This window comes from Microbacterium pasadenense, from assembly GCF_047246565.1.
GTDB lineage: Bacteria > Actinomycetota > Actinomycetes > Actinomycetales > Microbacteriaceae > Microbacterium.
The window spans coordinates 27,006-52,410 of the sequence record NZ_JBFOKN010000003.1 but is presented as its reverse complement, the minus strand read 5'-3'; the positions used below and the strand labels follow the sequence as shown (position 1 = coordinate 52,410).

Annotated in this window: 22 protein-coding genes and 1 riboswitch; of the genes, 13 read left to right on the top strand and 9 right to left on the bottom strand. The window is 71.4% G+C overall.

Going from position 1 to position 25,405, the window contains the following annotated elements:
• Positions 1-10 precede the first annotated feature (10 nt).
• Together AB3M83_RS10830 and AB3M83_RS10825 are read right to left on the bottom strand one after the other, a co-directional pair.
• Entirely contained in the window at positions 11-1,903 is a 1,893-nt protein-coding gene (locus AB3M83_RS10830) for an FAD-dependent monooxygenase (protein ID WP_412947968.1), read from the bottom strand.
• A gap of 10 nt (positions 1,904-1,913) precedes the next feature.
• Positions 1,914-3,305, bottom strand: coding sequence for an MFS transporter (locus tag AB3M83_RS10825; RefSeq protein ID WP_412947966.1), 1,392 nt, complete (start codon positions 3,303-3,305; stop codon positions 1,914-1,916).
• Positions 3,306-3,403: 98 nt separating this feature from the next.
• Here AB3M83_RS10825 and AB3M83_RS10820 point away from each other — a divergent pair, with 98 nt between their 5' ends.
• The 6 genes from AB3M83_RS10820 to AB3M83_RS10795 are packed head-to-tail and all read left to right on the top strand — an operon-like array spanning position 3,404 to position 9,924.
• On the top strand, positions 3,404-4,894 hold the full coding sequence (locus AB3M83_RS10820; RefSeq protein ID WP_412947964.1) for a fumarylacetoacetate hydrolase family protein: 1,491 nt from the start codon (positions 3,404-3,406) through the stop codon (positions 4,892-4,894).
• A complete protein-coding gene (locus tag AB3M83_RS10815) occupies positions 4,891-5,580 on the top strand; it encodes a GntR family transcriptional regulator (RefSeq protein ID WP_412947963.1) in 690 nt (229 codons plus the stop codon). Before AB3M83_RS10820 ends, AB3M83_RS10815 begins: the two co-directional genes overlap by 4 nt.
• Before the next feature lie 23 nt (positions 5,581-5,603).
• Positions 5,604-7,172, top strand: coding sequence for a 5-carboxymethyl-2-hydroxymuconate semialdehyde dehydrogenase (hpaE, locus tag AB3M83_RS10810; RefSeq protein ID WP_412947961.1), 1,569 nt, complete (start codon positions 5,604-5,606; stop codon positions 7,170-7,172).
• 15 nt (positions 7,173-7,187) lie between these two features.
• On the top strand, positions 7,188-8,354 hold the full coding sequence (hpaD, locus tag AB3M83_RS10805; RefSeq protein ID WP_412947960.1) for a 3,4-dihydroxyphenylacetate 2,3-dioxygenase: 1,167 nt from the start codon (positions 7,188-7,190) through the stop codon (positions 8,352-8,354).
• On the top strand, positions 8,351-9,142 hold the full coding sequence (locus AB3M83_RS10800) for a 2-keto-4-pentenoate hydratase (RefSeq protein ID WP_412947958.1): 792 nt from the start codon (positions 8,351-8,353) through the stop codon (positions 9,140-9,142). Before hpaD ends, AB3M83_RS10800 begins: the two co-directional genes overlap by 4 nt.
• Positions 9,127-9,924 carry an HpcH/HpaI aldolase family protein gene (locus AB3M83_RS10795; protein ID WP_412947956.1) on the top strand — a complete coding sequence of 266 codons (798 nt, stop codon included), beginning with the start codon at positions 9,127-9,129 and terminating at the stop codon, positions 9,922-9,924. Before AB3M83_RS10800 ends, AB3M83_RS10795 begins: the two co-directional genes overlap by 16 nt.
• Before the next feature lie 43 nt (positions 9,925-9,967).
• Here the strand turns inward: AB3M83_RS10795 and AB3M83_RS10790 are convergent, their stop codons facing one another.
• The gene (locus tag AB3M83_RS10790; RefSeq protein ID WP_412947954.1) at positions 9,968-10,777 is read right to left on the bottom strand and encodes a Rossmann-fold NAD(P)-binding domain-containing protein; all 810 of its coding nucleotides are present in this window, start codon (positions 10,775-10,777) and stop codon (positions 9,968-9,970) included.
• Between the two features lie 80 nt (positions 10,778-10,857).
• Between AB3M83_RS10790 and AB3M83_RS10785 the strand changes: the two genes are divergently transcribed.
• Complete coding sequence (locus AB3M83_RS10785; protein WP_412947952.1) at positions 10,858-11,736, top strand: glycoside hydrolase family 43 protein; 879 nt, start codon at positions 10,858-10,860, stop codon at positions 11,734-11,736.
• Between the two features lie 6 nt (positions 11,737-11,742).
• Here AB3M83_RS10785 and AB3M83_RS10780 read toward each other — a convergent pair whose 3' ends face one another.
• The 3 genes from AB3M83_RS10780 to AB3M83_RS10770 form a co-directional block, all read right to left on the bottom strand.
• Entirely contained in the window at positions 11,743-13,383 is a 1,641-nt protein-coding gene (locus tag AB3M83_RS10780; RefSeq protein ID WP_412947950.1) for an MGH1-like glycoside hydrolase domain-containing protein, read from the bottom strand.
• An 82-nt stretch (positions 13,384-13,465) separates the two neighbouring features.
• Positions 13,466-14,785 (bottom strand): ABC transporter substrate-binding protein, encoded by a 1,320-nt coding sequence (locus AB3M83_RS10775; RefSeq protein WP_412947948.1) that lies wholly within the window; start codon positions 14,783-14,785, stop codon positions 13,466-13,468.
• A 153-nt stretch (positions 14,786-14,938) separates the two neighbouring features.
• Positions 14,939-15,946, bottom strand: a complete 1,008-nt coding sequence (locus AB3M83_RS10770) for a LacI family DNA-binding transcriptional regulator (protein WP_412947946.1) — start codon at positions 15,944-15,946, stop codon at positions 14,939-14,941.
• Between the two features lie 191 nt (positions 15,947-16,137).
• On the opposite strand from AB3M83_RS10770, the gene AB3M83_RS10765 reads away from it, so the two are divergent.
• The 5 genes from AB3M83_RS10765 to AB3M83_RS10745 all read left to right on the top strand — a co-directional run bounded on the left by AB3M83_RS10765 (position 16,138) and on the right by AB3M83_RS10745 (position 20,551).
• Positions 16,138-17,055, top strand: coding sequence for a carbohydrate ABC transporter permease (locus tag AB3M83_RS10765; protein WP_412948506.1), 918 nt, complete (start codon positions 16,138-16,140; stop codon positions 17,053-17,055).
• Positions 17,045-17,950, top strand: a complete 906-nt coding sequence (locus tag AB3M83_RS10760) for a carbohydrate ABC transporter permease (RefSeq protein ID WP_412947944.1) — start codon at positions 17,045-17,047, stop codon at positions 17,948-17,950. The genes AB3M83_RS10765 and AB3M83_RS10760 overlap by 11 nt, the downstream gene beginning before the upstream one ends.
• A gap of 129 nt (positions 17,951-18,079) precedes the next feature.
• Positions 18,080-18,946: an ABC transporter substrate-binding protein gene (locus tag AB3M83_RS10755; protein ID WP_412947943.1), complete on the top strand. Its 867-nt coding sequence runs from the start codon at positions 18,080-18,082 to the stop codon at positions 18,944-18,946.
• Positions 18,947-18,968: 22 nt separating this feature from the next.
• Positions 18,969-19,820, top strand: a complete 852-nt coding sequence (locus AB3M83_RS10750) for an amino acid ABC transporter permease (protein ID WP_412947941.1) — start codon at positions 18,969-18,971, stop codon at positions 19,818-19,820.
• Positions 19,817-20,551: an amino acid ABC transporter ATP-binding protein gene (locus AB3M83_RS10745; protein WP_412947939.1), complete on the top strand. Its 735-nt coding sequence runs from the start codon at positions 19,817-19,819 to the stop codon at positions 20,549-20,551. Before AB3M83_RS10750 ends, AB3M83_RS10745 begins: the two co-directional genes overlap by 4 nt.
• Before the next feature lie 78 nt (positions 20,552-20,629).
• On the opposite strand, the gene AB3M83_RS10740 is transcribed toward AB3M83_RS10745, so the two are convergent.
• Both AB3M83_RS10740 and glyA read right to left on the bottom strand, forming a co-directional pair.
• The gene (locus AB3M83_RS10740; protein ID WP_412947937.1) at positions 20,630-21,520 is read right to left on the bottom strand and encodes a bifunctional methylenetetrahydrofolate dehydrogenase/methenyltetrahydrofolate cyclohydrolase; all 891 of its coding nucleotides are present in this window, start codon (positions 21,518-21,520) and stop codon (positions 20,630-20,632) included.
• A complete protein-coding gene (glyA, locus tag AB3M83_RS10735; protein ID WP_412947935.1) occupies positions 21,517-22,791 on the bottom strand; it encodes a serine hydroxymethyltransferase in 1,275 nt (424 codons plus the stop codon). Before glyA ends, AB3M83_RS10740 begins: the two co-directional genes overlap by 4 nt.
• A gap of 37 nt (positions 22,792-22,828) precedes the next feature.
• Positions 22,829-22,912: riboswitch (ZMP/ZTP riboswitch) on the bottom strand.
• Between the two features lie 68 nt (positions 22,913-22,980).
• Here glyA and AB3M83_RS10730 point away from each other — a divergent pair.
• The gene (locus AB3M83_RS10730; protein WP_412947934.1) at positions 22,981-24,471 is read left to right on the top strand and encodes a beta-N-acetylhexosaminidase; all 1,491 of its coding nucleotides are present in this window, start codon (positions 22,981-22,983) and stop codon (positions 24,469-24,471) included.
• A gap of 26 nt (positions 24,472-24,497) precedes the next feature.
• Here the strand turns inward: AB3M83_RS10730 and AB3M83_RS10725 are convergent, their stop codons facing one another.
• Positions 24,498-25,403, bottom strand: coding sequence for an ROK family protein (locus tag AB3M83_RS10725; protein WP_412947932.1), 906 nt, complete (start codon positions 25,401-25,403; stop codon positions 24,498-24,500).
• Between the last annotated feature and the right edge of the window lie 2 nt (positions 25,404-25,405).

Sequence of the window (25,405 nt, the reverse complement as noted above, 5' to 3'; positions counted from 1 at the left end):
CGCCTCCGCCTCAGCGCTGGGGCAGCAGCGCCCCGGCGAAGAAGTCGGCGAGCTCGGCGGTCGCCGTCAGCGGCAGGATGTGCGCGACGTACTGGTCGGGCCGGACGACGACCACGACCCCGTCTCGGGACAGCTCCCGCTCGTCGAAGATGTCGACCCCGGTCCACGTCGAGGGCCCCGACGCGAAGACCTTCTCCCAGTCCATCAGGGCGAGGGGACCCGACACCGGGCGGAACACGGCCGGCACCCGGGAGATGTCGACGTCCTCGAACCCCTGCTGGTACACGACCTTCACGTCGAACACGGCGTCGGCGTCGGCTCCCGCCGGCGTGTGCCGCCGAAGGGGCGACTCCGCGGAGCCGAGCCAGTCCGCCCAGTCGGCGAGCGCGGACGGCTCGCCGGCAGCCGGGGCGTCGGCGAACGCATAGATCCGCCAGCGGCCGTCGGCCTTGGCGTGGTGGCCGAGGTGGACGACGTTGCCGTCGGCCACCCGGACGACCTCGGCCGACTTCAGCCGCTTGCCGAGCGGGAAGCCCGCCGCGAGCCCCTGATGGGCGCCGGCGGCCGTGATGGCGCTGGCGCCGTACTGCGTCATGAACCCGGAGGGGAACTCGGCCGTCGCGAGGTAGTACGTCGCGAGGTCCTGTGCGTCGGTGATCTCGTCGGGCTTGCGGGCCATCAGCGACGACCACTCCTTGTCGAAGTCGATGAGCTGCTGCGCGACCGGCATCCGCTCCGCCCCGTAGGTCGACAGCAGCGCCGGCGCCGCCAGGCCGGAGAGGACGTGGCCGAGCTTCCAGCCCAGGTTGAAGCCGTCCTGCATCGACACGTTCATCCCCTGGCCGGCCTTCGCGCTGTGCGTGTGGCAGGCGTCGCCGGTGAGGAAGACGCGCGGATCGCGCTCGACGCCCTCGGGCACGTCGTCGAAGCCGTCGGTCACCCGGTGACCGACCTCGTAGACGCTGTGCCAGGCGACCTCCTTGACGTCGATCGTGTACGGCGCGAGGATCTCGTTCGCGCGGCGGATGACGTCCTCGATGGGGGTCTGCCGCACCCGGTGGTTGTCGTCCGCGGCCACCTCGCCGAGGTCGATGTACATGCGGCTCAGGTACCCGCCTTCGCGCGGGATGTGCAGGATGTTCCCGGCCGCCGAGCTGATCGCGCACTTGGTCCGCCAGTCCGGGAAGTCCGTGTTGACGAGGACGTCCATGACGCCCCACGCGTGCAGCGAGGCGTCGCCGACGTGGACCCGGCCGATCGCCGTGCGCACGCCGCTCCGGGCGCCGTCGCATCCGACGACGTACCGCGCCCGCACCGTCTGCTCCTGCCCGGCGCGGTCCCCCGCCACGTGCCGCACGCGCACCTCGACGGGGTGTTCGCCCTCGTCCCCGACGGTGAGTCCCAGGAACTCCACGCCGTAGTCGGGCGTGATGCGGCCGGGACCGGAGGCGGCTGCCTCGGCGAAGTAGTCCAGCACGCGTGCCTGGTTGACGATGAGGTGGGGGAACTCGCTGATCTTCAGCGCGTAGTCATCCGTGCGGGTGGTCCGGATGATGCGCCCCGGATCGGCCGGATCGGGTCCCCAGAAGTTCATGTACGCGATGTTGTAGGCCTCGGCGACGATCCGCTCCGCGAAGCCGAACGCCTGGAAGGTCTCGACGGACCGCGGCTGGATGCCGTCGGCCTGGCCGAGCACCAGGCGCCCCTCGCGTCGTTCGATGAGGCGCGTCGTGACGGCCGGGAACTGCGCGAGCTGGGCGGCCAGCAGCATGCCGGCCGGCCCGGAGCCGACGATGAGCACATCCGTCTCATCGGGCAGCTCGGCGGGCCGGTCGACTCCGGTCCCCGCGGCGGGTGCGACGCGGGGATCGCCCGAGACGTAGCCGTGGTGGTGGAACTGCATGGGCGACTCCTCAGGCCTTGGACATGCCGTACACGGGGCTGACCGCCTGCTGGTCTTCGTGCGCCGGGTCGAGCGGGATGCCGGAGCGGTCCCGCAGGAGCAGCGTCGCGATGAGCCCGAGGACCGTCATGCCCGCGAGGTACCAGGTCACCGGAGTCGTCGACCCGAACGCCTGGACGAGCGCCGTCGCGATCGTCGGGGCGAAGGCGCCGCCGAGGATCGCGCCGATGGCGTACGAGATAGAGACGCCGGAGAAGCGGATGGATGCCGGGAACAGCTCCGCGTAGAGGGCTGCCTGCGGCCCGTACGTGAAGCCGAGGCCGAGGGTCAGGAGGGCGAGGCCCAGGAACAGGACCCCGACTTCACCGCTGTTCACGAGCGGGAAGAGGGCGAAGACGCCCACCAGCTGCAGGATCCAGCCGATGATGTAGGTCGTCCGCCGGCCGATGCGGTCGGAGAGGAAGCCCGCGGCGAGGGTCGAGAGGAGCCAGGTGACGGCGGACCCGGTCACGGCCCAGAGCACGGGACCCCGCTCGAGCGCGAGCGGGCCGTCGGGGTTGGTCGCGTACCCCTGGATGTACCCGCCCGTCGTCATGTAGCCGACGGCGTTGTTGCCGGCGAAGACGAGTGCGGCGATGATCACGAGCGGCGCGTGCCGGCGGAACAGCTGGACGATGGGCATCTGCGCCCCCTCCTTGCGCTCGGCCAGCTCCAGGAACACGGGGCTCTCCTCGACGCGGCGACGCACGTACCAGCCGATGAGGATGAGGACGACGCTGAGCAGGAACGGCACGCGCCAGCCCCACTCGAGGAACTGGTCACCGGGGGCGATCGCCGACATCAGCGCCATGACGCCCGAGGCGAGCAAAAGCCCGAGGGGGACGCCGATCTGCGGCGAGGCGCCGAACGCGCCGCGGCGCGTCTTAGGCGCGTGCTCGACGGCCATGAGGACCGCGCCGCCCCATTCGCCGCCGGCCGAGATGCCCTGCAGGATGCGGAGGAGCACGAGCAGGATCGGCGCGGCGAGGCCGATCGTCTCGGCGGACGGGAGCACGCCGATCAGCGCGGTCGCGACGCCCATGAGGATGAGAGTCCACATCAGGACGACCTTCCGGCCGTACTTGTCGCCGAGGTGGCCGGCCAGGAACGCGCCGAGCGGGCGGAAGAGGAAGCTGACGCCGACGGTCGCGAAACCGATGAGGAGGCTGTCGTCGCCGAGCGGCGCGAAGAACAGCTGCCCGAAGACGAGTCCCACGGCGGTCGCATAGATGAAGAAGTCGTACCACTCGACGGTGGTTCCGACGACGGTCGCGAAGACGACCCGGCGGCGGTCCGCCGCGGTCGCGATCGTGCCGGTGGGGGTGAATCCGCTCGGCGGCGGCGCGGAGGGGGATGCGCTCATGATGACTCCTGTGTCACTCGACGTCTTCGTCGTTCCGGGTTGTCCGGTGCACGCCGATCATATACGATTTGAGATACGACGCAAGAGCGAGGGAGCTCATGACCGACACGGATGCCACGACGCCGGGATTCCGAGCGCTGCCCCACCGGCCGGGGAAGATCATCGCGATCCATCTGAGCTACCGCTCGCGCGCCGCGCAGCGCGGCCGCATTCCCGCGGCTCCCTCCTACTTCTTCAAGCCGTCGAGCTCCGTCGGCGTCTCCGGCGGAACGGTGGAGCGCCCGGCCGGAACCGAGCTGCTCGCCTTCGAAGGGGAGATCGCGCTCGTCATCGGCACCCCCGCCCGCCGCGTCGGGCAGGACGACGCATGGGGGCATGTCGCGTTCGTGACGGCGGCGAACGACCTCGGGCTGTACGACCTCCGCGCGAACGACAAAGGCTCGAACGTCCGATCCAAGGGCGGCGACGGGTTCACCCCCCTCGGGCCGGACCTCATCGACGCGCGCACCGTCGACCCCGCGGGCCTGCGCGTGCGCACGTGGGTGAACGGCCGTCTCGCCCAGGACGACGGCAGCGACGCCCTCCTGTTCCCGCTCACCCAGCTGGTGGCGGACCTCTCGCAGCACTTCACGCTCGAGGACGGGGACGTCATCCTGACCGGCACGCCGGCCGGCTCGTCCGTCATCGTCCCCGGCGACGTCGTGGAGGTGGAGGTCGACTCCCCCACCACCGGCGCCACCAGCGGGCGACTCGTCACGACGGTGACGCAGGGCGATGTCGGCTTCGATGCGACGCTCGGGTCGCTCCCCGCGGTCGACGACGCGCAGCGCGAGGAGGCCTGGGGCTCGCGTGAGGCGGCCGGACTCCCGGCCGCGGCGGGACCGGCATCGTTCCTGACCCCCGCCCTGCGGGAGAAGCTCCTCGCCGCTCCCGTCGCGGGCCTGTCGCAGCAGCTGCGCAAGCGCGGGCTGGACAACGTCACGATCGACGGGCTCACGCCGCTGCATCCCGACCGCAAGCTCGTCGGCACCGCCCGGACCCTCCGCTTCGTGCCCAACCGCGAGGACCTCTTCGCGGCGCACGGCGGCGGCTACAACGCCCAGAAGCGCGTCTTCGACGCGGTGGGAGAAGGCGAGGTCGTCGTCATCGAGGCCCGCGGCGAGCACGGCTCCGGCACGCTCGGCGACGTCCTCGCCATCCGGGCCCGCGCCCGGGGCGCGGCCGGCATCGTCACCGACGGCGGAGTCCGCGATGTGGCGGCCGTCGCCGCGGTGGGGCTGCCCGTCTACACCGTCGGCGGCCACCCCGCCGTCCTCGGACGCAAGCACGTGCCGTGGGAGGGCGACGTCACAGTGGCCTGCGGCGGCACGACCGTCCAGCCCGGCGACGTCATCGTCGGCGACGCGGACGGCGTCATCGTGATCCCGCCCTCACTCGTCGCCGAGGTGGTGGACGCGGCCCTCGCACAGGAGGACGAGGACGCCTGGATCGCGGCGCGCGTGGCCGAGGGGAATCCGGTGGACGGCCTGTTCCCGATGAACGCGCGGTGGCGCGCGCGCTTCGAGGCGGAGCGGGGTCCGCGCGCATGACGACCGAACCCGCCGGCACCCTCGGCAAGTCGCAGCGCGCGTACCGCTGGCTCCGGGAGCGCATCACGGACCAGGAGTTCACGCCCGGCTACCGGCTCGTCCTCGGTGCGATCGCCGGCGAGCTCGACATGAGCGTCGTCCCCGTGCGCGAGGCGATCCGCCAGCTCGAGGCCGAGGGTCTCGTGACCTTCGAACGCCACGTCGGCGCACGCGTCGCGATGGTCGACGACTCGCAGTACCGCTTCAGCATGCAGTCGCTGTCGCTCCTCGAGGGCGCCGCGACCGCGCTCTCCGCCCGCAGCCTCACGGACGACGACATCCGCGCCGCGCGGACGATCAACGAGCGGATGATCGAGACGCTCGCGCACTTCGATCCGCGCGCCTTCACCGGCCTGAACCAGCAGTTCCACGCGATCCTGTTCGCGAAGTGCGCCAACCCCCGCATGCTCGAGCTCGTCGAGGCGGAGTGGGCACGGCTCGGCCACCTGCGCGACTCGACGTTCAGCTTCGTCCCGGGGCGCGCGCGGGAGTCGGTGGCCGAGCACGAAGGCATCCTGCGCCTCATCGAGACGAGCGCGCCCCTCGGCGAGATCGAGCAGGCCGCCCGCCGCCACCGCGTCACGACCCTCGACGCCTACATGACCCACGAGCATCCCGGCGAGGCCCTCGGCCTGCCCGCCTTCTGATCCATCCTGCGAAGGAGCACACCATGACCGACACCACCCCCGCCCTGGACCGCCGCCACGTCCCGGCGGACCTGCCGACCCGCATCCAGCACTACATCGACGGCGCGTTCGTCGACTCGGCCGACGGCGACACCTTCGACGTCCTCGAGCCGGTCTCGAACGAGGTCTACGTCCAGGCCGCCGCCGGCAAGAAGGCCGACGTCGACCTCGCCGTCGCCGCCGCCCGCCGCGCCTTCACCGAAGGGCCCTGGCCGAAGCTGCTCCCCCGCGAGCGGTCGCGCGTGATGCACCGCATCGCCGACATCGTCGAGTCGCGCGACGCCCGTCTCGCCGAGCTCGAGTCCTTCGACAGCGGCCTGCCGATCACGCAGGCCCTCGGCCAGGCCCGCCGTGCCGCGGAGAACTTCCGCTTCTTCGCCGACCTGGTCGTCGCGCAGTCCGACGACACCTTCAAGGTGCCCGGCCGGCAGATCAACTACGTGAACCGCAAGCCCATCGGCGTCGCCGGGCTCATCACGCCGTGGAACACGCCCTTCATGCTCGAGTCCTGGAAGCTCGGCCCCGCGCTCGCCACCGGCAACACGGTCGTCCTCAAGCCCGCCGAGTTCACGCCGCTGTCGGCGTCGCTGTGGGCGGAGATCTTCGAGGAGGCGGGCCTCCCGCAGGGCGTCTTCAACCTCGTGCACGGCCTCGGCGAGGAGGCGGGCGACGCGCTCGTGCGACACCCCGACGTCCCGCTCATCTCGTTCACGGGCGAGAGCCGCACCGGCCAGGTCATCTTCGGGAACGCCGCACCCTTCCTCAAGGGCCTGTCGATGGAGCTGGGCGGCAAGAGCCCGGCGATCGTGTTCGCCGACGCCGACCTCGACGCCGCCGTCGACGCCACGATCTTCGGCGTCTTCTCCCTGAACGGCGAGCGCTGCACCGCCGGCAGCCGCATCCTCGTCCAGCGGAGCGTCTACGACGAGTTCGTCGAGCGCTATGCCGCGCAGGCGAAGCGCGTGCGGGTCGGCTACCCGCACGACCCCGCCACCGAGGTCGGCGCGCTCGTGCACCCGGAGCACTTCGACAAGGTGATGGGGTACGTCGAGATCGGCAAGGGCGAGGGCCGCCTCGTCGCCGGCGGCGGCCGGCCCGAGGGCTTCGAGGCCGGCAACTTCGTCGCACCGACGGTCTTCGCCGACGTCGCGCCGGACGCCCGCATCTTCCAGGAGGAGATCTTCGGCCCCGTCGTGGCGATCACCCCCTTCGACAGCGACGAGCAGGCGCTCGACCTCGCCAACGACACGAAGTACGGCCTGGCCGCCTACGTGTGGACCAACGACCTCACCCGCGCGCACACCTTCGCCCAGTCCGTCGACGCGGGCATGGTGTGGCTCAACTCCAACAACGTGCGCGATCTGCGCACGCCCTTCGGAGGCGTGAAGGCCTCGGGCCTCGGCCACGAGGGCGGCTACCGCTCGATCGACTTCTACACCGACCAGCAGGCCGTGCACATCACGCTCGGCGCGGTCCACAACCCCACCTTCGGCAAGGGCGCGCCCGCCCCCGTCGGAGCCGTCGCCGACGCCGTCGAATCGGCCGAGAACTGAGACAAGGAATCAGACATGACCTCCCGCGACTCGATGACGAAGACGTCATCCGGCTTCTCCGTCTCCCAGGAAGCCCCGATCCGCTCCGACAACCCGGTCGCCACCCCGGCCTCCCCCGCACCGGACATCCTGCGATGCGCGTACATGGACCTCGTGGTCACGGACCTGGCGGCATCCCGCCGCTTCTACGTCGAGATCCTCGGGCTGCACGTCACCGAGGAGGACGACGAGGCGATCTACCTGCGGTCGGCGGAGGAGTTCATCCACCACAACCTCGTGCTGCGCAGGGGCCCGGTCGCCGCGGTCGCCGCCTTCTCGTACCGCGTCCGCACGCCCGAGGACCTCGACCGGGCGGTCGCCTTCTACGAGGAGATCGGATGCCGCGTCGAACGCCGCCGGGACGGCTTCACGAAGGGCATCGGCGACTCGGTGCGCGTCGAGGACCCGCTCGGGTTCCCCTACGAGTTCTTCTTCCAGGCCGAGCACGTCGAGCGGCTGTCCTGGCGGTACGACCTGCAGGGTCCCGGGGAGCTCGTGCGGCTCGACCACTTCAACCAGGTCACGCCCGACGTGCCGCGTGCCGTGCGCCACTACCAGGACCTCGGCTTCCGCGTCACGGAGGACATCCAGGACGAGGAGGGCACCGTCTACGCGGCCTGGATGCGCCGCAAGCCGACCGTGCACGACACCGCGACGACCGGCGGCGACGGACCGCGCATGCACCACGTCGCGTTCGCGACGCACGAGAAGCACAACATCCTGGCCATCTGCGACAAGCTCGGCGCACTGCGCCGCTCCGACGCGATCGAGCGCGGGCCGGGCCGCCACGGCGTCTCGAACGCGTTCTACTTGTACCTGCGCGACCCGGACGGCCACCGCGTCGAGATCTACACGCAGGACTACTACACCGGCGACCCCGACAACCCGGTCGTCACCTGGGACGTCCACGACAACCAGCGCCGCGACTGGTGGGGCACGCCGGTCGTGCCGTCCTGGTACACCGAGGCCTCGCTCGTGCTCGACCTCGACGGCAACCCGCAGCCGGTGGTCGCCCGCACCGACGCGTCCGAGATGGCCGTCACGATCGGGGCGGACGGGTTCTCGTACACCCGGCCGGACGACGGCGAGCAGTCCATGCCGGACTGGAAGAAGGGCGAGTACAAGCTGGGCAACCAGCTGTGAGCGCGCTCACCCCCGAGGAGATCGCCGCGATCGCCGCCGAGCTGGCCGAGGCCGATCGGACGCACGGCGTGATCCCGCGGATCACGGCCCGGTACCCGCAGGCCACCGTCGAGGACTCCTACGCGATCCAGGGCGTCTGGCGCGACCGCATGATCGCGTCGGGCCGCCGGCTCGTGGGCCGCAAGATCGGCCTGACGTCGAAGGCCATGCAGCAGGCCACGGGCATCACCGAGCCGGACTACGGCGTCATGTTCGACGACACCGTCTACGAATCCGGCGGCGAGATCCCCGTCGACCACTTCTCGAACGTGCGCGTCGAGGTCGAGCTCGCCTTCGTGCTCGGGGCGGCCCTGGCGGGTCCGGACTGCACGCTCGAGGATGCCCTCGCCGCGATCGACTACGCCGTGCCCGCCCTCGAAGTGCTCAATTCGCACATCGAGCTCGAGGGACGGACGATCGTCGATACGATCAGCGACAACGCCGCCTACGGGGCGATGGTCGTCGGCGCCGACCGGCGGCGCCCCGACGAGATCGACCTGCGCTGGGTCCCGGGCGTGCTCTCGCGCAACGGCGAGATCGAGGAGACGGGCGTGGCCGCCGGTGTGCTCGGCCACCCGGCGACCGGGGTGGCATGGCTGGCGAACAAGGTCGCCGCGCACGGCGACCGGCTCGAAGCGGGTGAGATCATCCTGGCAGGATCGTTCACCCGTCCGATGTGGGTGTCGCGCGGCGACCTGGTGCGCTGCGACTACGGTCCGATGGGGGTGATCGAATGTCGTTTCGTCTGAGGCCGACCTTCCGAGACGCGCTGGCGGGGGCATCCCGTCCGCTCGCGGGCATGTGGGTGTGCTCGGGATCGCCGCTGGTCGCGGAGATCTGCGCGGATGCGGGGCTGGACTGGCTCCTCATCGACATGGAGCACTCCGCCAACGGGCTGGAGTCGGTGCTCGCGCAGCTGCAGGCGGTCGCGGCGGCGGATGCCATCCCCGTCGTGCGCGTCCCGAGCGGCGACGCGGTCGTCCTCAAGCAGGTGCTGGACCTCGGCGCGCAGAACATCCTCGTGCCGATGGTGGACTCCGCCGCGCAGGCGGAGGACCTCGTCCGCGCCGTCCGCTATCCGCCCCGGGGCGTGCGCGGCGTCGGATCGGCGCTCGCGCGGTCCGCGCGCTGGAATCGCGTCGACGACTACCTCGCCGACGCCGATCGGCACGTCTCCCTGTTCGTGCAGGTCGAGACGGCGGCGGGCGTCCGGAACGCGGCGGCGATCGCCGCGGTCGAGGGTGTCGACGGCGTCTTCGTCGGTCCGAGCGACCTCGCCGCGTCCATGGGCCTGCTCGGCCGGCAGACGCACCCCGACGTCGTCGCCGCGGTGCTGCGCGCGTTCGAGGCCGTGCGGAGCACGGGGACTCCCGTCGGGGTGAACGCCTTCGATCCCGGTGCCGCGCAGGGCTACCTGGACGCGGGGGCGTCGTTCGTCCTGGTCGGCGCGGACGTGACCCTCCTCGCCCGCGGATCGGAGTCGCTCGCCGAGCGGTGGACGACGCCGGGCGACGCGGGCCGCTCCTCCTGACCGAGCGGCGGCTGGCGCCGGCTGCCCGGCTCGGCCACCGGGATCAGGATCGCCCGCGGGCGGACAGCAGGTCCGTGTAGCCGTCCTCGAAGGTCGGATACGCGAGGTCGCCGACGACGCCCCGCAGCCGCCGGCCGTCGAGCACCGTGCCGCGCCGGCCGGCGGGCTCGCCGCGGGGAGGCACCGGCACGCCGAGCCGACCGGCGAGGAACGTCACGACCTCGCCCAGGGTCGCGGGCCGGCCGTCGACGGCGTGGAGGACGGGCGGCACCTGCTCGGCGCCGAGGAGCGCGACGACGGCCCGGACGACGTCAGCCTCGTGGATGCGGTTGGTCCGGCGGTCGTGATCGACGGGGGTGCCGGCGAGGACCTGCCGGATGAGCCGGTCCCGGCCGGGACCGTAGATGCCGGCCGGCCGGAGGACGACGGCGTCGAAGAGCTCGACGGCCCGGCGCTCGCCGGCCACGAGCTGGTGCGCCCGCTCCCCGACGGGGCGCGGCGCGTCGTCCTCGTCGAGGGGCCGTTCGTCGTCGTAGCCCTCGAAGACCCGCGTCGAGGAGACGAAGACGGTCCGTGCCGGCGGGTCCGGGAGCGCGCCGGCGAGGTGCGTCATCGCGTCGGCGAGAAACGCCGGGTGAGCTCCCGGCGGCAGCGTGACCACGACGGCATCCACGCGGGGAAGGCCCGTCAGGAAGGCCGAGCCGAGATCGGCGCTGATCATCCGGACGCCCTGGCCACCCGCCGGCGGCGAGCGGCGCACGCCGATCACCTCACCGCCGCTCGCGGCGAGCGCCGTCGCCACGCCTGCGGCGATCCGCCCGTACCCGACGAGGAGTGTGCGCGCTGGGGTCATGCCGCCATCCTGCCAGGCGTGCCGCAGGTCGGTCAGAAAGCGTTTTCTGTCGGACCCTCTTCTCCCTTAGAGTGGCCGGTATGCCTCGCCTCGACGACATCCAGATCCGCGACCCGTTCGTCCTTGTCGATGAGCGGGACGGCCGCTCCTGGCTCTTCGGCAGCACCGACGAGAACATCTGGGACGGACCCGCGACGGGCTTCGACACCTGGTGGAGCGAGGACCTCGTGGAGTGGCACGGACCCATCGCGGCCTTCCGCCCCGCCGAGGACTTCTGGTCGCACACGCAGTACTGGGCGCCCGAAGTGCACCCGTACCGCGGCGCGTTCTACCTGTTCGCCACCTTCACCGCCGACGGCGTGACGCGCGGCACGCAGGTACTCCGCGCCGACGAGCCGTCCGGCCCGTACACGCCCTGGTCGGATGGGCCGCTGACACCGCGCGAGTGGGAGTGCCTCGACGGGACGCTCCATGTGGAGGACGGCATCCCCTATCTCGTGTTCTGCCACGAGTGGAAGGACGTGGGCGACGGCGAGATCCACGCCGTCCGGCTCAGCGACGACCTCCGCACGGCGGTCGGCCGTCCCTTCCTGCTGTTCCGCGCATCGAGCGCGCCCTGGTCGCAGCCGATCCCCCGTCCGGAGTTCGACCGGGTGTACGTCACCGACGGCCCGTTCCTGCACCGCACGGCAGACGGGCGCCTGCTCATGCTGTGGTCGAGCGGGGGCGCGTCGGGATACGCGATGGGCGTCGCGACGTCGCAGAGCGGCTCGGTGCACGGCCCGTGGGTTCAGACCGACGAGCCGCTCTGGTCTGCCGACGGCGGCCACGGCATGGTCTTCCGCGACCGCTCCGGCGGCCTTCAGCTCACGCTGCACTCCCCCAACGACACCCCGAACGAGCGCGCGCGGCTGTTCCCGCTCGACGAGACGGCCGACGGGCTGGCCCTCCGGAACTGAGCGCGCTCAGAAGACCGGCGGGACGAACTCCGGTCCGCTCCGCCGGCTGACGCGGGCGTCGCGGACGTCGACGACCTCGTTCGGCGCCACCACCAGCTCGAGCTCCGCCGTGCCGGTCCGGAGCACGCCGCCGATGGCGGCGGCGGCCAGACCGACGACCTCGCTCACGCGTCCGTCGGCGTCGACGACGACACGCCAGCCGCGCGGGAACGCGGCGAACGGCTCGCCGTCCCGGAACACCTCGACGATCTCATCGTCGCCGGCGATCTCCCACAGCCCGGCATCCGTTCGCCGCGAGAACGCCACGGCGGTCGCGGCAGCACCGTGCTCCAGGCGCGTGGGGGTCATGCCGGACAGCCACAGCGTCCCGTCCGGACGGGCCATCACGCCGCTGGTGCGCTCAAGCGCATCGAGGTACCAGAGGATCGAGGGCGAATACACCTCGGTGTACCCCGCGGCACCCGACCACGGGTCGAGGCACTGCGGGAAGCGGTCCGCGATGGCGACGGCGGACAGCACCGGCGAGGTCACAAGGCTCAGCTCGGCGACATGACCGTGCCGTTCGAACGCGTCCGGGGCGCGGAGCTGCGCGAGGAAGTTCACCGGTCCGCCCCAGGAGTTCCGGGTCGCATCGGCGTCGAATCGGGGGTCGTCCATCGCGATGGTCGTGAAGCCGTAATGGGCCAGGAACCTGCGCGTGTTCATCAGGTGATCCCGCAGGCTCGCAGCGAAGAACGCTCCGTCCCCGATCTCGCACGCGAGCACGCGCGCGAGGACGTCCGAGGCGATGGCGACATGGGCACCCGACCGGTCGCGGTCGTAGAACATGCCGTCCGCCTCGACGAAGCACTGGTCGTACAGCGCCGCCCGCGACGCGGCCGCCGCCTCCTGCCACGGCGCCGGGTCCTGCCCGAGCTCGCGTGCGATGACGGCCAGGTACTCCCGCTGACAGGCGACGTTCGCGGTCAGGTCGGGGGCGACGTACGGCACGAGCGGCGCCGTCGGGTCGCAGTAACGGGCATCGGAGTGGAGGGCGCGGTCGGGTGCGAACCAGAATCGCGGCGAGAGGTCGTGTCCGGTGTCGAACGTGCAGAAGGCCTCGACCCCGCCGGTGCCGCGGGTGTCCCGGTAGCGCACCAGCCAGGCGTCGTGGCGGACCATCGCGTCGTACAGCGCGCGGAGCAGTTCCGCGTCCCCCGTCGCGAGGTAATGCCGCCACACGGTCCGCGCGAGCGGCGTGACCATCTGGATCTGGCTGAATCCCGGGCCGGCCGGGGTGACCTTGTACGGGATCATGCCGTCCTCGCGCTGGTGGTCGGCGAACTGCCGCAGCGTGTCCCTCGCGACGCGCGGCGCGAACCGGGTGAGGACGTCGACGTTGATGGTGCCGGTGCTCTCGATCCAGCATCCGTCGTACGGGCCGCCCTCGTTCAGCACCGGCGCCGACGCGCCGATCGGACGGATGCACTGGCTCAGCTCGCCCAGCGCGTCGTCCCAGCGCGCCTCGAGCGGACCGCCGATCGCGGCGAAGCCGACGGCTCCCGTCGCCAGTTCGGCGCCGAGGGGCGTGCCGGCGACGCCGGCGCGGGCTGCGGTGTCCGCGGCGCGCAGTCGAGCGAGCGCGTCGTGTCGCGGGGACGAGGCCATGGGGTTCTCCTTGCGGGTGCGATCGGACGAACGACACGGCGGGACAGGGCCACCGGGCCCCGCCCCGCCGTGTCGGGTGACGTCAGTTCAGTGCGGCGCCGAGCTCGTCGACCCAGCCCTGGCCGGCTTCCTGCGGCGTGGCGCGGCCGAACAGGACCTCGGACTCCATCCGCTGCGACAGCTCGTTCATGATCGCACCGCCCGCGGGCTGGGGCGGAGCGACGACACCGGCGTCGAGCACGACGTCGACGTAGTCGGCGGCGATCTGGCTTGGTCCGCTCAGCAGCGGCGCGACCACTTCGAGCGTGTCGGGGTTGAAGGGCACACCGCGCGTGTCGAGGATCAGCTCGGCGGCGGCGGGCTCGTGCAGGAACCAGTCGACGAGGAGCGCCGCGGCCTCGGGGTGCTCCGTCGCCGCGTTGACCGACCAGAAGGCCGACGGCAGCAGTGCGACGCCGGAGATGTCCGTCGACGTCGGCGGGAGCATCATCTGCACATCCTCACCGGCCGTCGTGTACGCACTCATCAGGTTGCTGTAGCCGAACGTGATGCCGGCCTGTCCGAGGGTGAACGGCTGCTGGTCGGGGGGCAGGGTCCAGTTCGCGGTGACCACCGAGGGGTCGGGCAGGCCGCCGCCCTCGTTGAGCCTCTGCTCGATCTCGTACCAGCCGGCGACCTGGTCCGCGTCGACGCCGAGCGAGCCGTCCCAGTCGTACATGCCGACCTCGCTCACCTGACCGGCATAGGTGCCGATGATGTCGCCGATGCGCAGGTCGATGCCGACGATGTTCTGGCCGGCCTCGTTCTCCAGTCCGGCCGTGCCGATCGCGTTGGCCGCCTCGATGAGGTCGTCCCACGTCCAATCGGCGGTCGGGATCTCGACGCCGGCCTGCTCGAAGATGTCGGCGTTGATGAAGGCCGCCGTCGCGTTGCCGCCGGTGGGCAGCCCGTACAGCTTCTCGTCGACGATCGCGTTGGTGAGCGAGAAGTCGGGGTACGCCGAGCTGTCCAGCTGCTTGCTGACCGTGCCGAGGTCGAGCAGCGCGCCGAGCGAGCCGTATTCCTGCGGCTTGGCGCCGCCCAGCGCGAACACATCGGGGGCGGTGTCGCCGCCGGCCGCGAAGTCCGTCGCGAGTCGGTTGAAGAGGTCTTCCGGAGCACCCACGGGCGTCTCCACGACGGTGATGTTCGGGTACTCCTGCTCGAACATGTCGATGACCTCGCCGAACATCGCGGCGCGGGCGTCGTCACCCCACCACGAGATCTCGAGCGAGACCTCCTCGTCGGGATCGAAGTCGCCGCCGCCCGCGGCGGGAGCGCCGCCGCCGGAGCAGCCGGCAAGGGCGATGGCGGTGAGGGCCGCGGTGGAGCCGAGGACCCCTCGCAGTGCTGTTTTACGCATCGTTGCGCCTCTTTTCGGGTTGATGCCAGGACCTCGCCACGGAGGCGAGAAATCGCTTTCTCGGCGAAGCTAGCATCGGCTTCGAGCGCCTGTCAACAAATGTGCTCGGCGGCAACAAAAACGTGATCAGCCGAGCCGGATTACCGCAACGGCTCAGCGCGACCGCGGCGGCGCCGTGGACATCCGCACCTCGAGACGGGGCGGGAAGGTGACGTGCGGGCCGGGGTCCTCCCCCGCCATGACGGCCTTCATCTGCCGCCAGGCGAGCACGCCGAGCTCCGCGTGCGACACCGACGCCGTGGTCAGAGCCGGGTCCAGGTACCGGGCGAGCGGGATGTCGTCGAACCCCGTCACCGAGACGTCGCCGGGCACCCGCAGTCCCAGCTTGCGCAGGCCGCCGATGAGCCCGACGGCGACGAGGTCGTTGAAGGCCATGGCCGCCGTCGCACCGCTTCCCCGAACGGATGCCGCGGCCGCCTGACCGTGGTCGGACGAGGTGCCCGCGGGGATGTGCGCCATCGTGACGTCGGGATGGTCGGCGAGGAAATCGGCGATCCCCTCCTCGCGCAGCGCGTTGGAGGCACTGCGCTCGGGACCGTACACGTACGCCATCCCGCGATGGCCGAGGCCGTAGAGGTGCTCGGCGATGGCCCGGATGCCGCGGCGGTAGTCGATCGCCAGGGAGGGCCCGGCCGACTCGGTCACGCGGCGGTTGATGAGGACGACGGGGCCGAGCTGAGGCATGAGCGATGCCAGCTCCGCCTCGGGCATGCGGGGCGCGCAGAGCACGATCGCATCGGTGCGGCGGCGGATCTCCATCGCGAGCGGAGCCTCCTCGGCGGGCGACTCCCCGGAGTCGGCCACGAGCACCCGGTAGCCGTCGGCGGCGGCGGTCTTGCTGAGGCCCGCCAGCACCGACTGGAAGGCGGGGTTCGCGAGGTCCGGCACGACGAAGGCGACCGCGTGGGTCCGTCCGAGGGCCAGGCTGCGGGCGAGCGGGCTGGGGGCGTATCCGAGCTCCGCGACGGCGCCCCGCACGCGTTCGGCGACGGCGGGCTCGCCGGCGAACCTGTCGTTCATGACGCGCGACACGGTAGCCGGTGAGACCCCGGCGGCGCGAGCCACGTCGGCGATCGTCGCATTGCCGTGATGACCGGCCATCGAACCCCTCTCGTCTCGCCCTCACGCGACGGGACGCTCACACGATACCCGCCGTCGGCTTGACGGATGGGCCTCGGCATGCTGATAATCGACCTCGTCGTGAAACCGCTTTCTCAGATGTTGTGGTTCCCGACTAATCCAATTCCCCGTGACGAGGAGGTCATGTGAGCAGTCTCGGCGAGCTCCGCACGATTGCGCGGTCGCGGCGTGACACGACGTCCTCGCGCGTCAGAGTGCGCTATCCCGACAACAAGGCGGCGTTCTTCTTCCTGCTGCCCTGGTTGATCGGCACCCTGGGCCTGACGCTCGGCCCCATGCTGGCGTCGCTGTACCTGTCGTTCACCGACTACAACCTGCTGCAGGAGCCGGTGTGGTCGGGGCTCGACAACATCACCGCCATGTTCGGCGACGCCCGGTTCTGGAACTCGATGCGGGTGACGACCGTCTACGTCCTCATCGGCGTGCCGCTGCAGCTCGCCCTCGCCCTCGGGCTCGCCCTGCTGCTCGACAAGGGCATGCGGGGGCTGCCGTTCTACCGGTCGATCTTCTACCTGCCCTCGCTGCTCGGCGGCTCGGTCGCGATCGCGATCCTGTGGCGTCAGGTGTTCGGCAAGGAGGGCCTGGTCAACGCCTTCCTGGCCGTGTTCGGGATCGAGGGTCCCGGCTGGATCGGCCATCCCGACTACGCCCTCGGAACCCTGATCATCCTGCACGTGTGGACGTTCGGCTCCCCCATGGTCATCTTCCTGGCGGGCCTCCGCCAGATCCCGGAGATGTACTACGAGGCGGCCTCGATCGACGGCGCCGGCCGACTGCGCCAGTTCTTCTCGATCACGTTCCCGCTGCTCACCCCGGTGATCTTCTTCAACCTGGTGCTGCAGATCATCTTCGCGTTCCAGTCCTTCACGCAGGCCTACGTCGTCTCGGGCGGGACGGGCGGGCCCAGCGACGCGACGATGTTCTTCACGCTGCTCCTGTACAAGGAGGCGTTCACGGAGCTCGACATGGGATACGCGTCCGCCATGTCGTGGTTCCTGCTCCTGGTGATCGCCGCCTTCACCGCGTTCAACTTCTGGCTCTCGAAGTATTGGGTGTTCTATGACGACTGAAACCGAGACCCTCGTCCGGCCGGACGCAGTTCTGCGCCCCCGGCCGCGACGCCGCTTCGCCGGCCGCAGCGGCGGCATGCGCTCGATCGTGAAGCACGTGATGCTCGTCCTCGTGTCGCTCATCATGATCTACCCGCTCATCTGGCTCGTCGTCTCGAGCCTGAAGCCGAACGATCAGATCTTCCGCGACCTCAGCATCTTCACGACCGACCTCACGTTCGAGAACTACACGAACGGGTGGAACGACCTGCAGGCGCCCTTCAGCGTCTTCCTCGTGAACTCGTCGATCATCGCGCTCGGGGCGATCGTGGGGAACCTGCTGTCGTGCTCGATGGCGGCGTACGCATTCGCCCGGCTGCAGTTCCGCGGCCGGACCCTCGCCTTCACGGTGATGCTCGGGTCGATCATGCTGCCGTTCCAGGTGCTGCTGGTGCCCCAGTTCCTCATCTACAAGGAGCTCGGCTGGCTGAACACCTTCCTGCCGCTGATCGCGCCGAAGTTCCTCGCGACCGAGGCGTTCTTCATCTTCCTCATGGTGCAGTTCATCCGCGGGCTCCCGAAGGAGCTGTTCGAAGCCGCCCGCGTGGACGGGGCCGGTCAGATCCGCAGCTACTTCCAGATCACCCTGCCGCTGATCGTCCCGTCGCTCGCGACGACCGCGATCTTCACGTTCATCTGGACGTGGGGCGACTTCTTCGGACCGCTCATCTACCTGCGCCTGCCGGAGCTGTTCCCGGCTTCGCTCGCGCTGAAGGGGTTCCTGGACGCGCAGTCGAGCTCGGACTACGGGTCGATGTTCGCGATGAGCGTCGTGTCGCTGATCCCGCTGTTCCTGATCTTCCTGTTCGGCCAGCGGTTCCTCCTCCGCGGCGCGGCGACATCCGGCCTGAAGTGACCGGCCCCGCGCGGCAGATGACAGCGGTGTAACAAAGCGTCGCTGCGGGGGCCTCCGGGCCTCCGCAGGGGCGAGAATGATCGACGGCCCCGGATACAGCACCGGAGCCACTCGAACCCGGAGGCCCGTATGTCCCGTCGTCCTGTTCTGCGCACCGCGCTCGTCGCCGCCACGGCCGCCGCCGTCGTCTTCCTCGGCGGCTGCGCGTCGACCGCCGGCGAGGCACCGGAGGAGTCGGCGGATGCCGGTGCTCCCGAAGCCTCGGACTTCGTCACCCCCGGCAAGCTCACGATCGGCACGGGCGAGCCCGCGTACGAGCCTTACGTCATCGACGACGACCCCGCATCCGGCGACGGCTTCGAGTCGGCGGTCGCCTACGCCGTGGCCGAGGAGCTCGGCTTCGCGCCGGAGGACGTCGAGTGGGTGCGGACGACCTTCGAGTCGGCGATCGCCCCGGGACCCAAGGACTTCGACATCAACATCCAGCAGTACACGATCACCGAGGACCGCGAGAAGGCGGTCGACTTCTCGACCCCCTACTACGAGGCGAGCCAGGCCATCGTCGCGATCGAGGGCGGCAAGGCCGACGGCGTGACGGACATCGCCGGCGCGAAGGACCTGCTGCTCGGCGCCATGGCGGGATCGACGAGCGCCACGACCGTGGACGAGGCCATCCAGCCGACCACCGACCCGCTCCTGTTCAACAGCAACGAGGACGCGCGTGCGGCCCTCGAGGCGGGCCAGATCGACGGTCTCGTCCTCGACCTGCCGACGGCCTACGTCGCGGCGAACTTCTACATCGAGGACGCGTTCCTCGTCGGCGAGCTGCCGGCGGCGGGCGTCCCGGACCAGTGGGGGCTGCTGCTGTCGGATCAGTCGCCGCTCACCGAGAGCGTGACGGCCGCCGTCGACGCCCTGCGCGAGGACGGCACGCTCGCTGCGCTCGAGGAGGAGTGGCTCTCGGTCCTCAGCGAGGGCGCTGCCCAGCTGCAGTGATCCGGTCCGGTAGCGTCGTGTCGTGACCGACCCGTCCTTCCGGCCGAGCGAGCTCGAGCTCGACCGCCGCGCGTACCGCGCGCGCCGCGCGCGTCGATCGGTGCTCGTGGCGGTCGCCTCCACGGTCGTGTTCGCCGCCGTCGTGTGGGTGACCGTCGTGAACACCCCCGGCTGGGCGCAGGTGCAGCAGCGGTTCTTCGACCCGGCGACGTTCGTCGCCTCGCTGCCGAGGGTGTGGGACGGGTTCCTGCTGAACCTGCAGGTGCTCGGCCTGTCGGTCGTGACGGTCTCGATCGCGGCGCTGCTCATCGCGCTGCTGCGGACGCTCCGCGGTCCGGTGTTCTTCCCGCTCCGGGTGCTCGCCGCCGGCTACACGGATGTCTTCCGGGGCATCCCGCTCATCATCGTGCTGTACCTCATCGGCCTCGGCATCCCGGCCCTGCTGAACCAGCGGATCTCGGTCGTCGTGCTGGGGACGGTGGCCATCACGCTGACGTACTCCGCCTACGTGAGCGAGGTCATCCGCGCCGGAATCGAAGCCGTGCACCCGTCGCAGCGGCTCGCCGCGCGCGCCCTGGGGCTCGGCTACACCCAGACGCTGCGCCGCGTGGTGCTGCCGCAGGCGCTCCGCAAGATGACGCCGCCGCTCATGAACGACTTCGTCTCGATGCAGAAGGACGTGGGGCTCATCTCGGTCCTGGGCGCCGTCGACGCCGTCCGGGCGGCGCAGATCGAGACGTCGCTGTCGTACAACTTCACGCCCTATGTCGTGGCGGCGGTCCTGTTCGTCCTGCTGGCGATCCCGACGATCCGGCTGGCCGACTGGTACACCGCGCGACTGCGCGAGCGCGAGCAGACGGGATCGATCGTATGAGCGCGGTGCTGCGGGCGTCCGGCATCCGGAAGTCGTTCGGCGAGCGCGAGGTCCTGCGCGGCGTCGACGTCTCGCTCGCGCAGCACGAGGTCGTCGCGCTGATCGGCGCGAGCGGGTCAGGGAAGTCGACGCTGCTGCGATGCCTCGGACTGCTGGAGCCCATCGACGACGGGCAGATCTTCCTCGGCGACGAGGACATCTCGGATCCCCGCGTCGACGGCAACCGGGTCCGCGCACGCCTGGGCGCCGTGTTCCAGAGCTACAACCTGTTCCCGCACCTGTCCGTGCTCGACAACGTGACGCTCGCCTCGCGCGTTGTCCACCGGCTGCCCCGGCGCGACGCCGAGGCGCGTGCGCTCGACCTGCTCGCGCGGGTCGGGCTCGCCGACAAGGCGAGCGAGCACCCCGACCGGCTGTCGGGCGGCCAGCAGCAGCGAGCGGCGATCGTCCGCGCGATCGCGACCGACCCCGAGGTGCTGCTCCTCGACGAGATCACATCGGCGCTCGATCCCGAGCTCGTCGGAGAGGTCCTGGGACTCGTCCGCGACCTGGCGGCCGAGGGCGCCACGATCCTGATGGCGACGCACGAGATGGCGTTCGCGCGCGACGTCGCCGACCACGTCGTCTTCCTCGACGCCGGCACGATCGTCGAGCAGGGTCCGCCGGCGGCGGTGCTGCGCCGCCCCCGCGAGCCGCGCACGCGCGAGTTCCTCGCGCGCGTCACCGCCTGAGCGCCGAACCGGCGAGACGGCACGCTGCGCCCGTGACGGGCTCCCGTCCGGGGCGTGACGTGCCGTCTCGAGGGAGGGTCAGTCCCGGAGGCCCGCCGCCCGCTCCGCGACCTCGACGACGTTCGTCATGAGGAGCGCGACGGTCATCGGTCCGACGCCGCCGGGATTCGGCGACAGGTAGCCGGCGACCTCGGCGACGTCCGGGTGGACGTCGCCGTAGACGCGGCTCTTGCCGGTCTCGGGGTCGTCCTCGCGGGTCACGCCCACATCCAGGACCGCGGCGCCCGGCTTCACGTGCTCGGCGCGCACGATGTGCTTCACACCCGCTGCCGCAACGATCACGTCCGCCCGGCGCAGGTGCTCACCGAGGTCGGTCGTGCCGGTGTGGGTGAGCGTCACGGTCGCGTTGTACGCGCGGCGCGTGAGCAGCAGGCCGATCGAGCGGCCGATCGTCACGCCGCGGCCGACCACGACGACGTGCGCGCCGTTCAGGTCGTAGCCGTTCCGCTGCAGCAGCTCGATGACGCCGCGCGGCGTGCACGGCAGCGGCGACGAGATCGGCGCGTTGACGTTCAGCACGAGGCGGCCGAGGTTCGTGGGGTGCAGGCCGTCGGCATCCTTCGCCGGGTCGATGCGCTCCAGGATCCGGTCGGTGTCGAGGTGCTTCGGCAGCGGCAGCTGCAGGATGTACCCGTGACACGCCGGGTCCGCGTTCAGCTCGTCGATCAGGGCCTCGACGTCCTCCTGCGTCGCATCCGCGGGGAGCTCGCGCGAGATCGAGTTCATCCCGATCGCCTCGGACTGGCGGTGCTTCATGCCGACGTACAGCTGGGATGCCGGGTCGGCGCCGACCAGCACCGTCGCGATCCCGGGGGTCACGCCGCGCTCCTTCAGCGCGGCCACCCGCTCGGCGAGCTCCGCCTTGATCGCGGCGGATGCGGCTTTGCCGTCGAGGACCTGCGCGCTCACTGCTGGAGGCCGGGGTAGAGCGGGAACGCGTCGGCGAGCGTCGCGACGCGAGCGCGCAGCGCCTCGAGATCCGCGCCGGGCTGCAGCGCGAGGGCGATGATGTCGGCGACCTCCGTGAACTCGGCGTCGCCGAACCCGCGGGTCGCGAGTGCGGGCGTGCCGATGCGGAGGCCGGACGTCACCATCGGCGGGCGCGGGTCGTTCGGGACGGCGTTGCGGTTCACGGTGATGCGGATCTCGTGCAGCAGGTCCTCCGCCTGCTTGCCGTCGATCTCGGCGCCGCGGAGGTCCACCAGGACGAGGTGCACGTCGGTGCCGCCGGAGCGCACGGCGATCCCGGCATCCGTCACGTCCTGCTGCGTCAGCCGCTCCGCGAGGATCGCGGCACCGCTGATCGTGCGCTGCTGCCGCTCCTTGAAGGCGTCGGTCGCCGCGAGCTTGAACGCGGTCGCCTTCGCGGCGATGACGTGCATGAGCGGCCCGCCCTGCTGCCCCGGGAAGACCGCGGAGTTGATCTTCTTCGCGATGTCGGCGTCGTTGCTCAGGATGAAGCCCGAGCGGGGGCCGCCGATCGTCTTGTGCACGGTCGAGCTGACGACGTGCGCGTGCGGCACCGGGTTCGGGTGCAGGCCGGCGGCGACGAGGCCGGCGAAGTGCGCCATGTCGACCCACAGGAGGGCGCCCACCTCGTTGGCGATCGCACGGAACGCGGCGAAGTCGAGCTGACGGGGGTACGCCGACCAGCCGGCGATGATGACCTTCGGCTTGTGCTCGAGCGCGAGGCGGCGGACCTCGTCCATGTCGACGAGCGAGGTCTCCGCGTCGACGCCGTACGCGACGATGTTGTAGAGCCGGCCCGAGAAGTTGATCTTCATGCCATGGGTGAGGTGACCGCCGTGGTCGAGCGAGAGGCCGAGCAGGGTGTCGCCGGGGCGGGCGATGGCGTGCAGGACGGCGGCGTTCGCCGAGGCGCCCGAGTGGGGCTGCACGTTGGCGAACTCGGCGCCGAACAGGGACTTCGCGCGCGAGATGGCGAGCTCCTCGGCGACGTCCACCTCTTCGCAGCCGCCGTAGTAGCGGCGGCCGGGGTAGCCCTCGGCGTACTTGTTCGTCAGGACCGAGCCCTGCGACTGCAGGACCGAGACGGGCACGAAGTTCTCCGAGGCGATCATCTCGAGGTAGCCGCGCTGGCGGTCGAGCTCGCGCTCGAGGACCTCGGCGATCTCGGGGTCGACCTCTGCGAGGGGGGCGTTGAACAGCGAATCGGTCATGGCGATCTCCTGACGACGGCTTTCGGGATGAGAATCTCGCATCGGCCCAGGCGCGCGGTCGAATGCCGTGTCAATCGCTCCCCGGTGGTGACCCACCTCAACGCCAGTCGCGACACAGCGAGCATATCCGATGGTGCGCTGGTACGGTGTCGCCATCCCCGACCCGACTCGACGACGAACGGCGGCCGCATGCCCTCGCCTGCGCTGGTCCCCCTGCCCGCGGACGTGTCCCCGACGGATGCCGCAGGGCTCCGCCTCACCGGCGCCGCGACGGTCTCGGGGGACCCCGGCGCGGTCGCGGCGCTCCGCGAGCTGGTGCGCCTGCGGACCGGCCTCGACCTGCAGCCGGCGCCGGACGGCGGCACGATCGCCCTGACGGTCACCGGAACGGGCGCCGCGGAGTCGTACCGCCTGGACGCCGACGCCGCCGGCATCCGCATCGACGGCGCCGATGCCGCGGGCCTGTTCTACGGCGTGCAGACCGTCGGGCAGCTCATCGTCGGCGACGCCGACGGCTGGACGGTGCCCGCCGTCGCGATCGACGACGCGCCGCGCTTCGGCTACCGCGGCGTGATGCTGGACGTCGCCCGTCACTTCCATCCCGTCGAGACGGTGACGGCCTACATCGACCGGGCCGCGTCACTGAAGTTCAACCACCTGCACCTGCATCTCTCGGACGACCAGGGGTGGCGGATCGAGCTCCGTTCGCGGCCGGAGCTCGCGGCACGCGCCTCGGGCTCGGGGGTGGGCGGGGGGCCCGGCGGCTTCTACACCCGGGAGGACTACCGCGCGATCGTCGCCCACGCCGCCGCGCACCACATGACCGTCGTCCCCGAGATCGACATGCCGGGCCACACGCACGCGGTGGGACTCGCCTATCCGGCGCTGGCGGCCGACCCGGTGCGGGATGCCGCGCCCGACGGGGAGCTCCCCCGTGCCGGCGAGCCGTACACGGGCATCGGCGTCGGCTTCTCGTCGCTGCATCCCGCGGATGCCGCGGTGCACGCCTTCGCGACGGACGTGTTCACGGAGCTCGCCGACCTGACGCCCGGACCGTATCTGCACTTCGGCGGCGACGAGGCGCTCGGCACCGACCGCGCCGAGTACGCCGCGTTCGTCGCCCGTGTGAGCGGGCTCATCGCCGGCCTCGGGAAGACCCCGATCGCCTGGCACGAGGCCGGCGCGGCCGCTGATCTCGCCCCCGGGACGATCGGACAGTACTGGAGCTTCGTGACCCCGGCCGCCGACGCGGCCGACCACGCCCGGGCGTTCGTGGCGAAGGGCGGACGGCTGATCCTCTCCCCCGCCGACGCGGTCTACCTGGACATGAAACCGAGCGACGACTTCCCCCTCGGGCTGACCTGGGCAGGCGGCGCCACGAGCGTCGAGCGCGCGTACCGGTGGGAGCCGACGGACGTCGTCGACGGTGTCGCCGAGGGCGACATCCTCGGCGTCGAGGCGCCGCTGTGGTCCGAGACGGTCCGCTCGCTCGACGACATCGACGCCCTCGCCTTCCCCCGCATCGCGGCGGCGGCCGAGGCGGCCTGGTCGCCCGCGACCGGCACCCGCGAGGAGCGGACCTGGGAGTCGTTCCGCGCGCGCGTGGGGACGCTCGGGCCGCTGTGGACGACGCTCGGGATCCGCTTCCCCGGCTCGCCCGAGATCGCCTGGACGAGCTGACGCGCCCCGGGGCGGCCTCGCCGGACTCAGCCGACGAGACCCGTCGGCACCTCGGCCGCTCCCAGCAGCGCGGCCCCGACCGCGCCGACGGGATCGGGCTGCGCCAGCACGACGATCCGGTCGGCGAGCGCGAGTGAGGCGAGGAAGGCCGACCCCTCGCCCGCGTCGCGGAGCCTCGCGCGGACGGGTCCCGTGAGCCGGTCGCCGAGGCGCGCGACTCCCCCGCCGAGGACGACGGCGTCGACATCGGTCGTGAGGACGAGCATCTGGACGGCGGCCGCGACGCCCCGCCAGACGTCGTCCCGGAGGGCCGTCGCGGCGGGGTCGCCTCGGTCCGCCGCATCGAAGACCTCCTGCACCGGGTACGCTCCGGGCCGTCCCCACCGGCGCGCGACGCTCGCTCCGCCGGCGAGGGCCTCGATGCAGCCGCGCTGCCCGCAGGAGCACATCGGTCCGGCCGGATCGACGGCGACGTGACCGATCTCGCCGGCGGCGCCGCGAGCGCCCCGCCACGGCGCGCCCGCCTGCGCGATGCCGGCCGCGACACCGGTGCCGAGATTGAGGTAGGCGACGGCCTCGAGCGCCGGCATCCGCGCCGCCACTCCGACGGCCGCCGCGCGCACGTCGTTGTCGACGAACGGGCGGATTCCGGTGCGATCCTCGATCGCCGCGGCGAGATCCAGGCGGTCCACGCCCAGGTTGAGGGCGTGGCGGACGATTCCCGAGCCCGGGACCACCTGCCCCGGCACGCCGATGCCGATCGAGCTCGGTCCGGTGTCCCCGGCGACGGCGCGGACCGCCGCGACGACACCCGCGACCACGGCATCCGGTCCCCAGCCCGTCGGGCGGCGATCGGTCGCGATGATCCGGCCGTCCGGTGCGGCCGCGACGGCGAGGATCTTGCTGCCGCCGACATCCAGTCCGACCCGCACGG

Excerpts from the sequence above, each read along its gene's own strand:
- AB3M83_RS10820 (WP_412947964.1), top strand. The coding sequence starts at position 3,404 with ATGACCGACACGGATGCCACGACGCCGGGATTCCGAGCGCTGCCCCAC.
- AB3M83_RS10760 (WP_412947944.1), top strand. The coding sequence starts at position 17,045 with ATGACGACTGAAACCGAGACCCTCGTCCGGCCGGACGCAGTTCTGCGC.
- AB3M83_RS10775 (WP_412947948.1), bottom strand. The coding sequence starts at position 14,785 with ATGCGTAAAACAGCACTGCGAGGGGTCCTCGGCTCCACCGCGGCCCTC.
- AB3M83_RS10830 (WP_412947968.1), bottom strand. The coding sequence starts at position 1,903 with ATGCAGTTCCACCACCACGGCTACGTCTCGGGCGATCCCCGCGTCGCA.
- hpaE (WP_412947961.1), top strand. The coding sequence starts at position 5,604 with ATGACCGACACCACCCCCGCCCTGGACCGCCGCCACGTCCCGGCGGAC.
- AB3M83_RS10730 (WP_412947934.1), top strand. The coding sequence starts at position 22,981 with ATGCCCTCGCCTGCGCTGGTCCCCCTGCCCGCGGACGTGTCCCCGACG.
- AB3M83_RS10780 (WP_412947950.1), bottom strand. The coding sequence starts at position 13,383 with ATGGCCTCGTCCCCGCGACACGACGCGCTCGCTCGACTGCGCGCCGCG.
- AB3M83_RS10815 (WP_412947963.1), top strand. The coding sequence starts at position 4,891 with ATGACGACCGAACCCGCCGGCACCCTCGGCAAGTCGCAGCGCGCGTAC.
- AB3M83_RS10785 (WP_412947952.1), top strand. The coding sequence starts at position 10,858 with ATGCCTCGCCTCGACGACATCCAGATCCGCGACCCGTTCGTCCTTGTC.
- glyA (WP_412947935.1), bottom strand. The coding sequence starts at position 22,791 with ATGACCGATTCGCTGTTCAACGCCCCCCTCGCAGAGGTCGACCCCGAG.
- AB3M83_RS10770 (WP_412947946.1), bottom strand. The coding sequence starts at position 15,946 with ATGGCCGGTCATCACGGCAATGCGACGATCGCCGACGTGGCTCGCGCC.
- AB3M83_RS10825 (WP_412947966.1), bottom strand. The coding sequence starts at position 3,305 with ATGAGCGCATCCCCCTCCGCGCCGCCGCCGAGCGGATTCACCCCCACC.
- AB3M83_RS10755 (WP_412947943.1), top strand. The coding sequence starts at position 18,080 with ATGTCCCGTCGTCCTGTTCTGCGCACCGCGCTCGTCGCCGCCACGGCC.
- hpaD (WP_412947960.1), top strand. The coding sequence starts at position 7,188 with ATGACCTCCCGCGACTCGATGACGAAGACGTCATCCGGCTTCTCCGTC.
- AB3M83_RS10790 (WP_412947954.1), bottom strand. The coding sequence starts at position 10,777 with ATGACCCCAGCGCGCACACTCCTCGTCGGGTACGGGCGGATCGCCGCA.
- AB3M83_RS10745 (WP_412947939.1), top strand. The coding sequence starts at position 19,817 with ATGAGCGCGGTGCTGCGGGCGTCCGGCATCCGGAAGTCGTTCGGCGAG.
- AB3M83_RS10795 (WP_412947956.1), top strand. The coding sequence starts at position 9,127 with ATGTCGTTTCGTCTGAGGCCGACCTTCCGAGACGCGCTGGCGGGGGCA.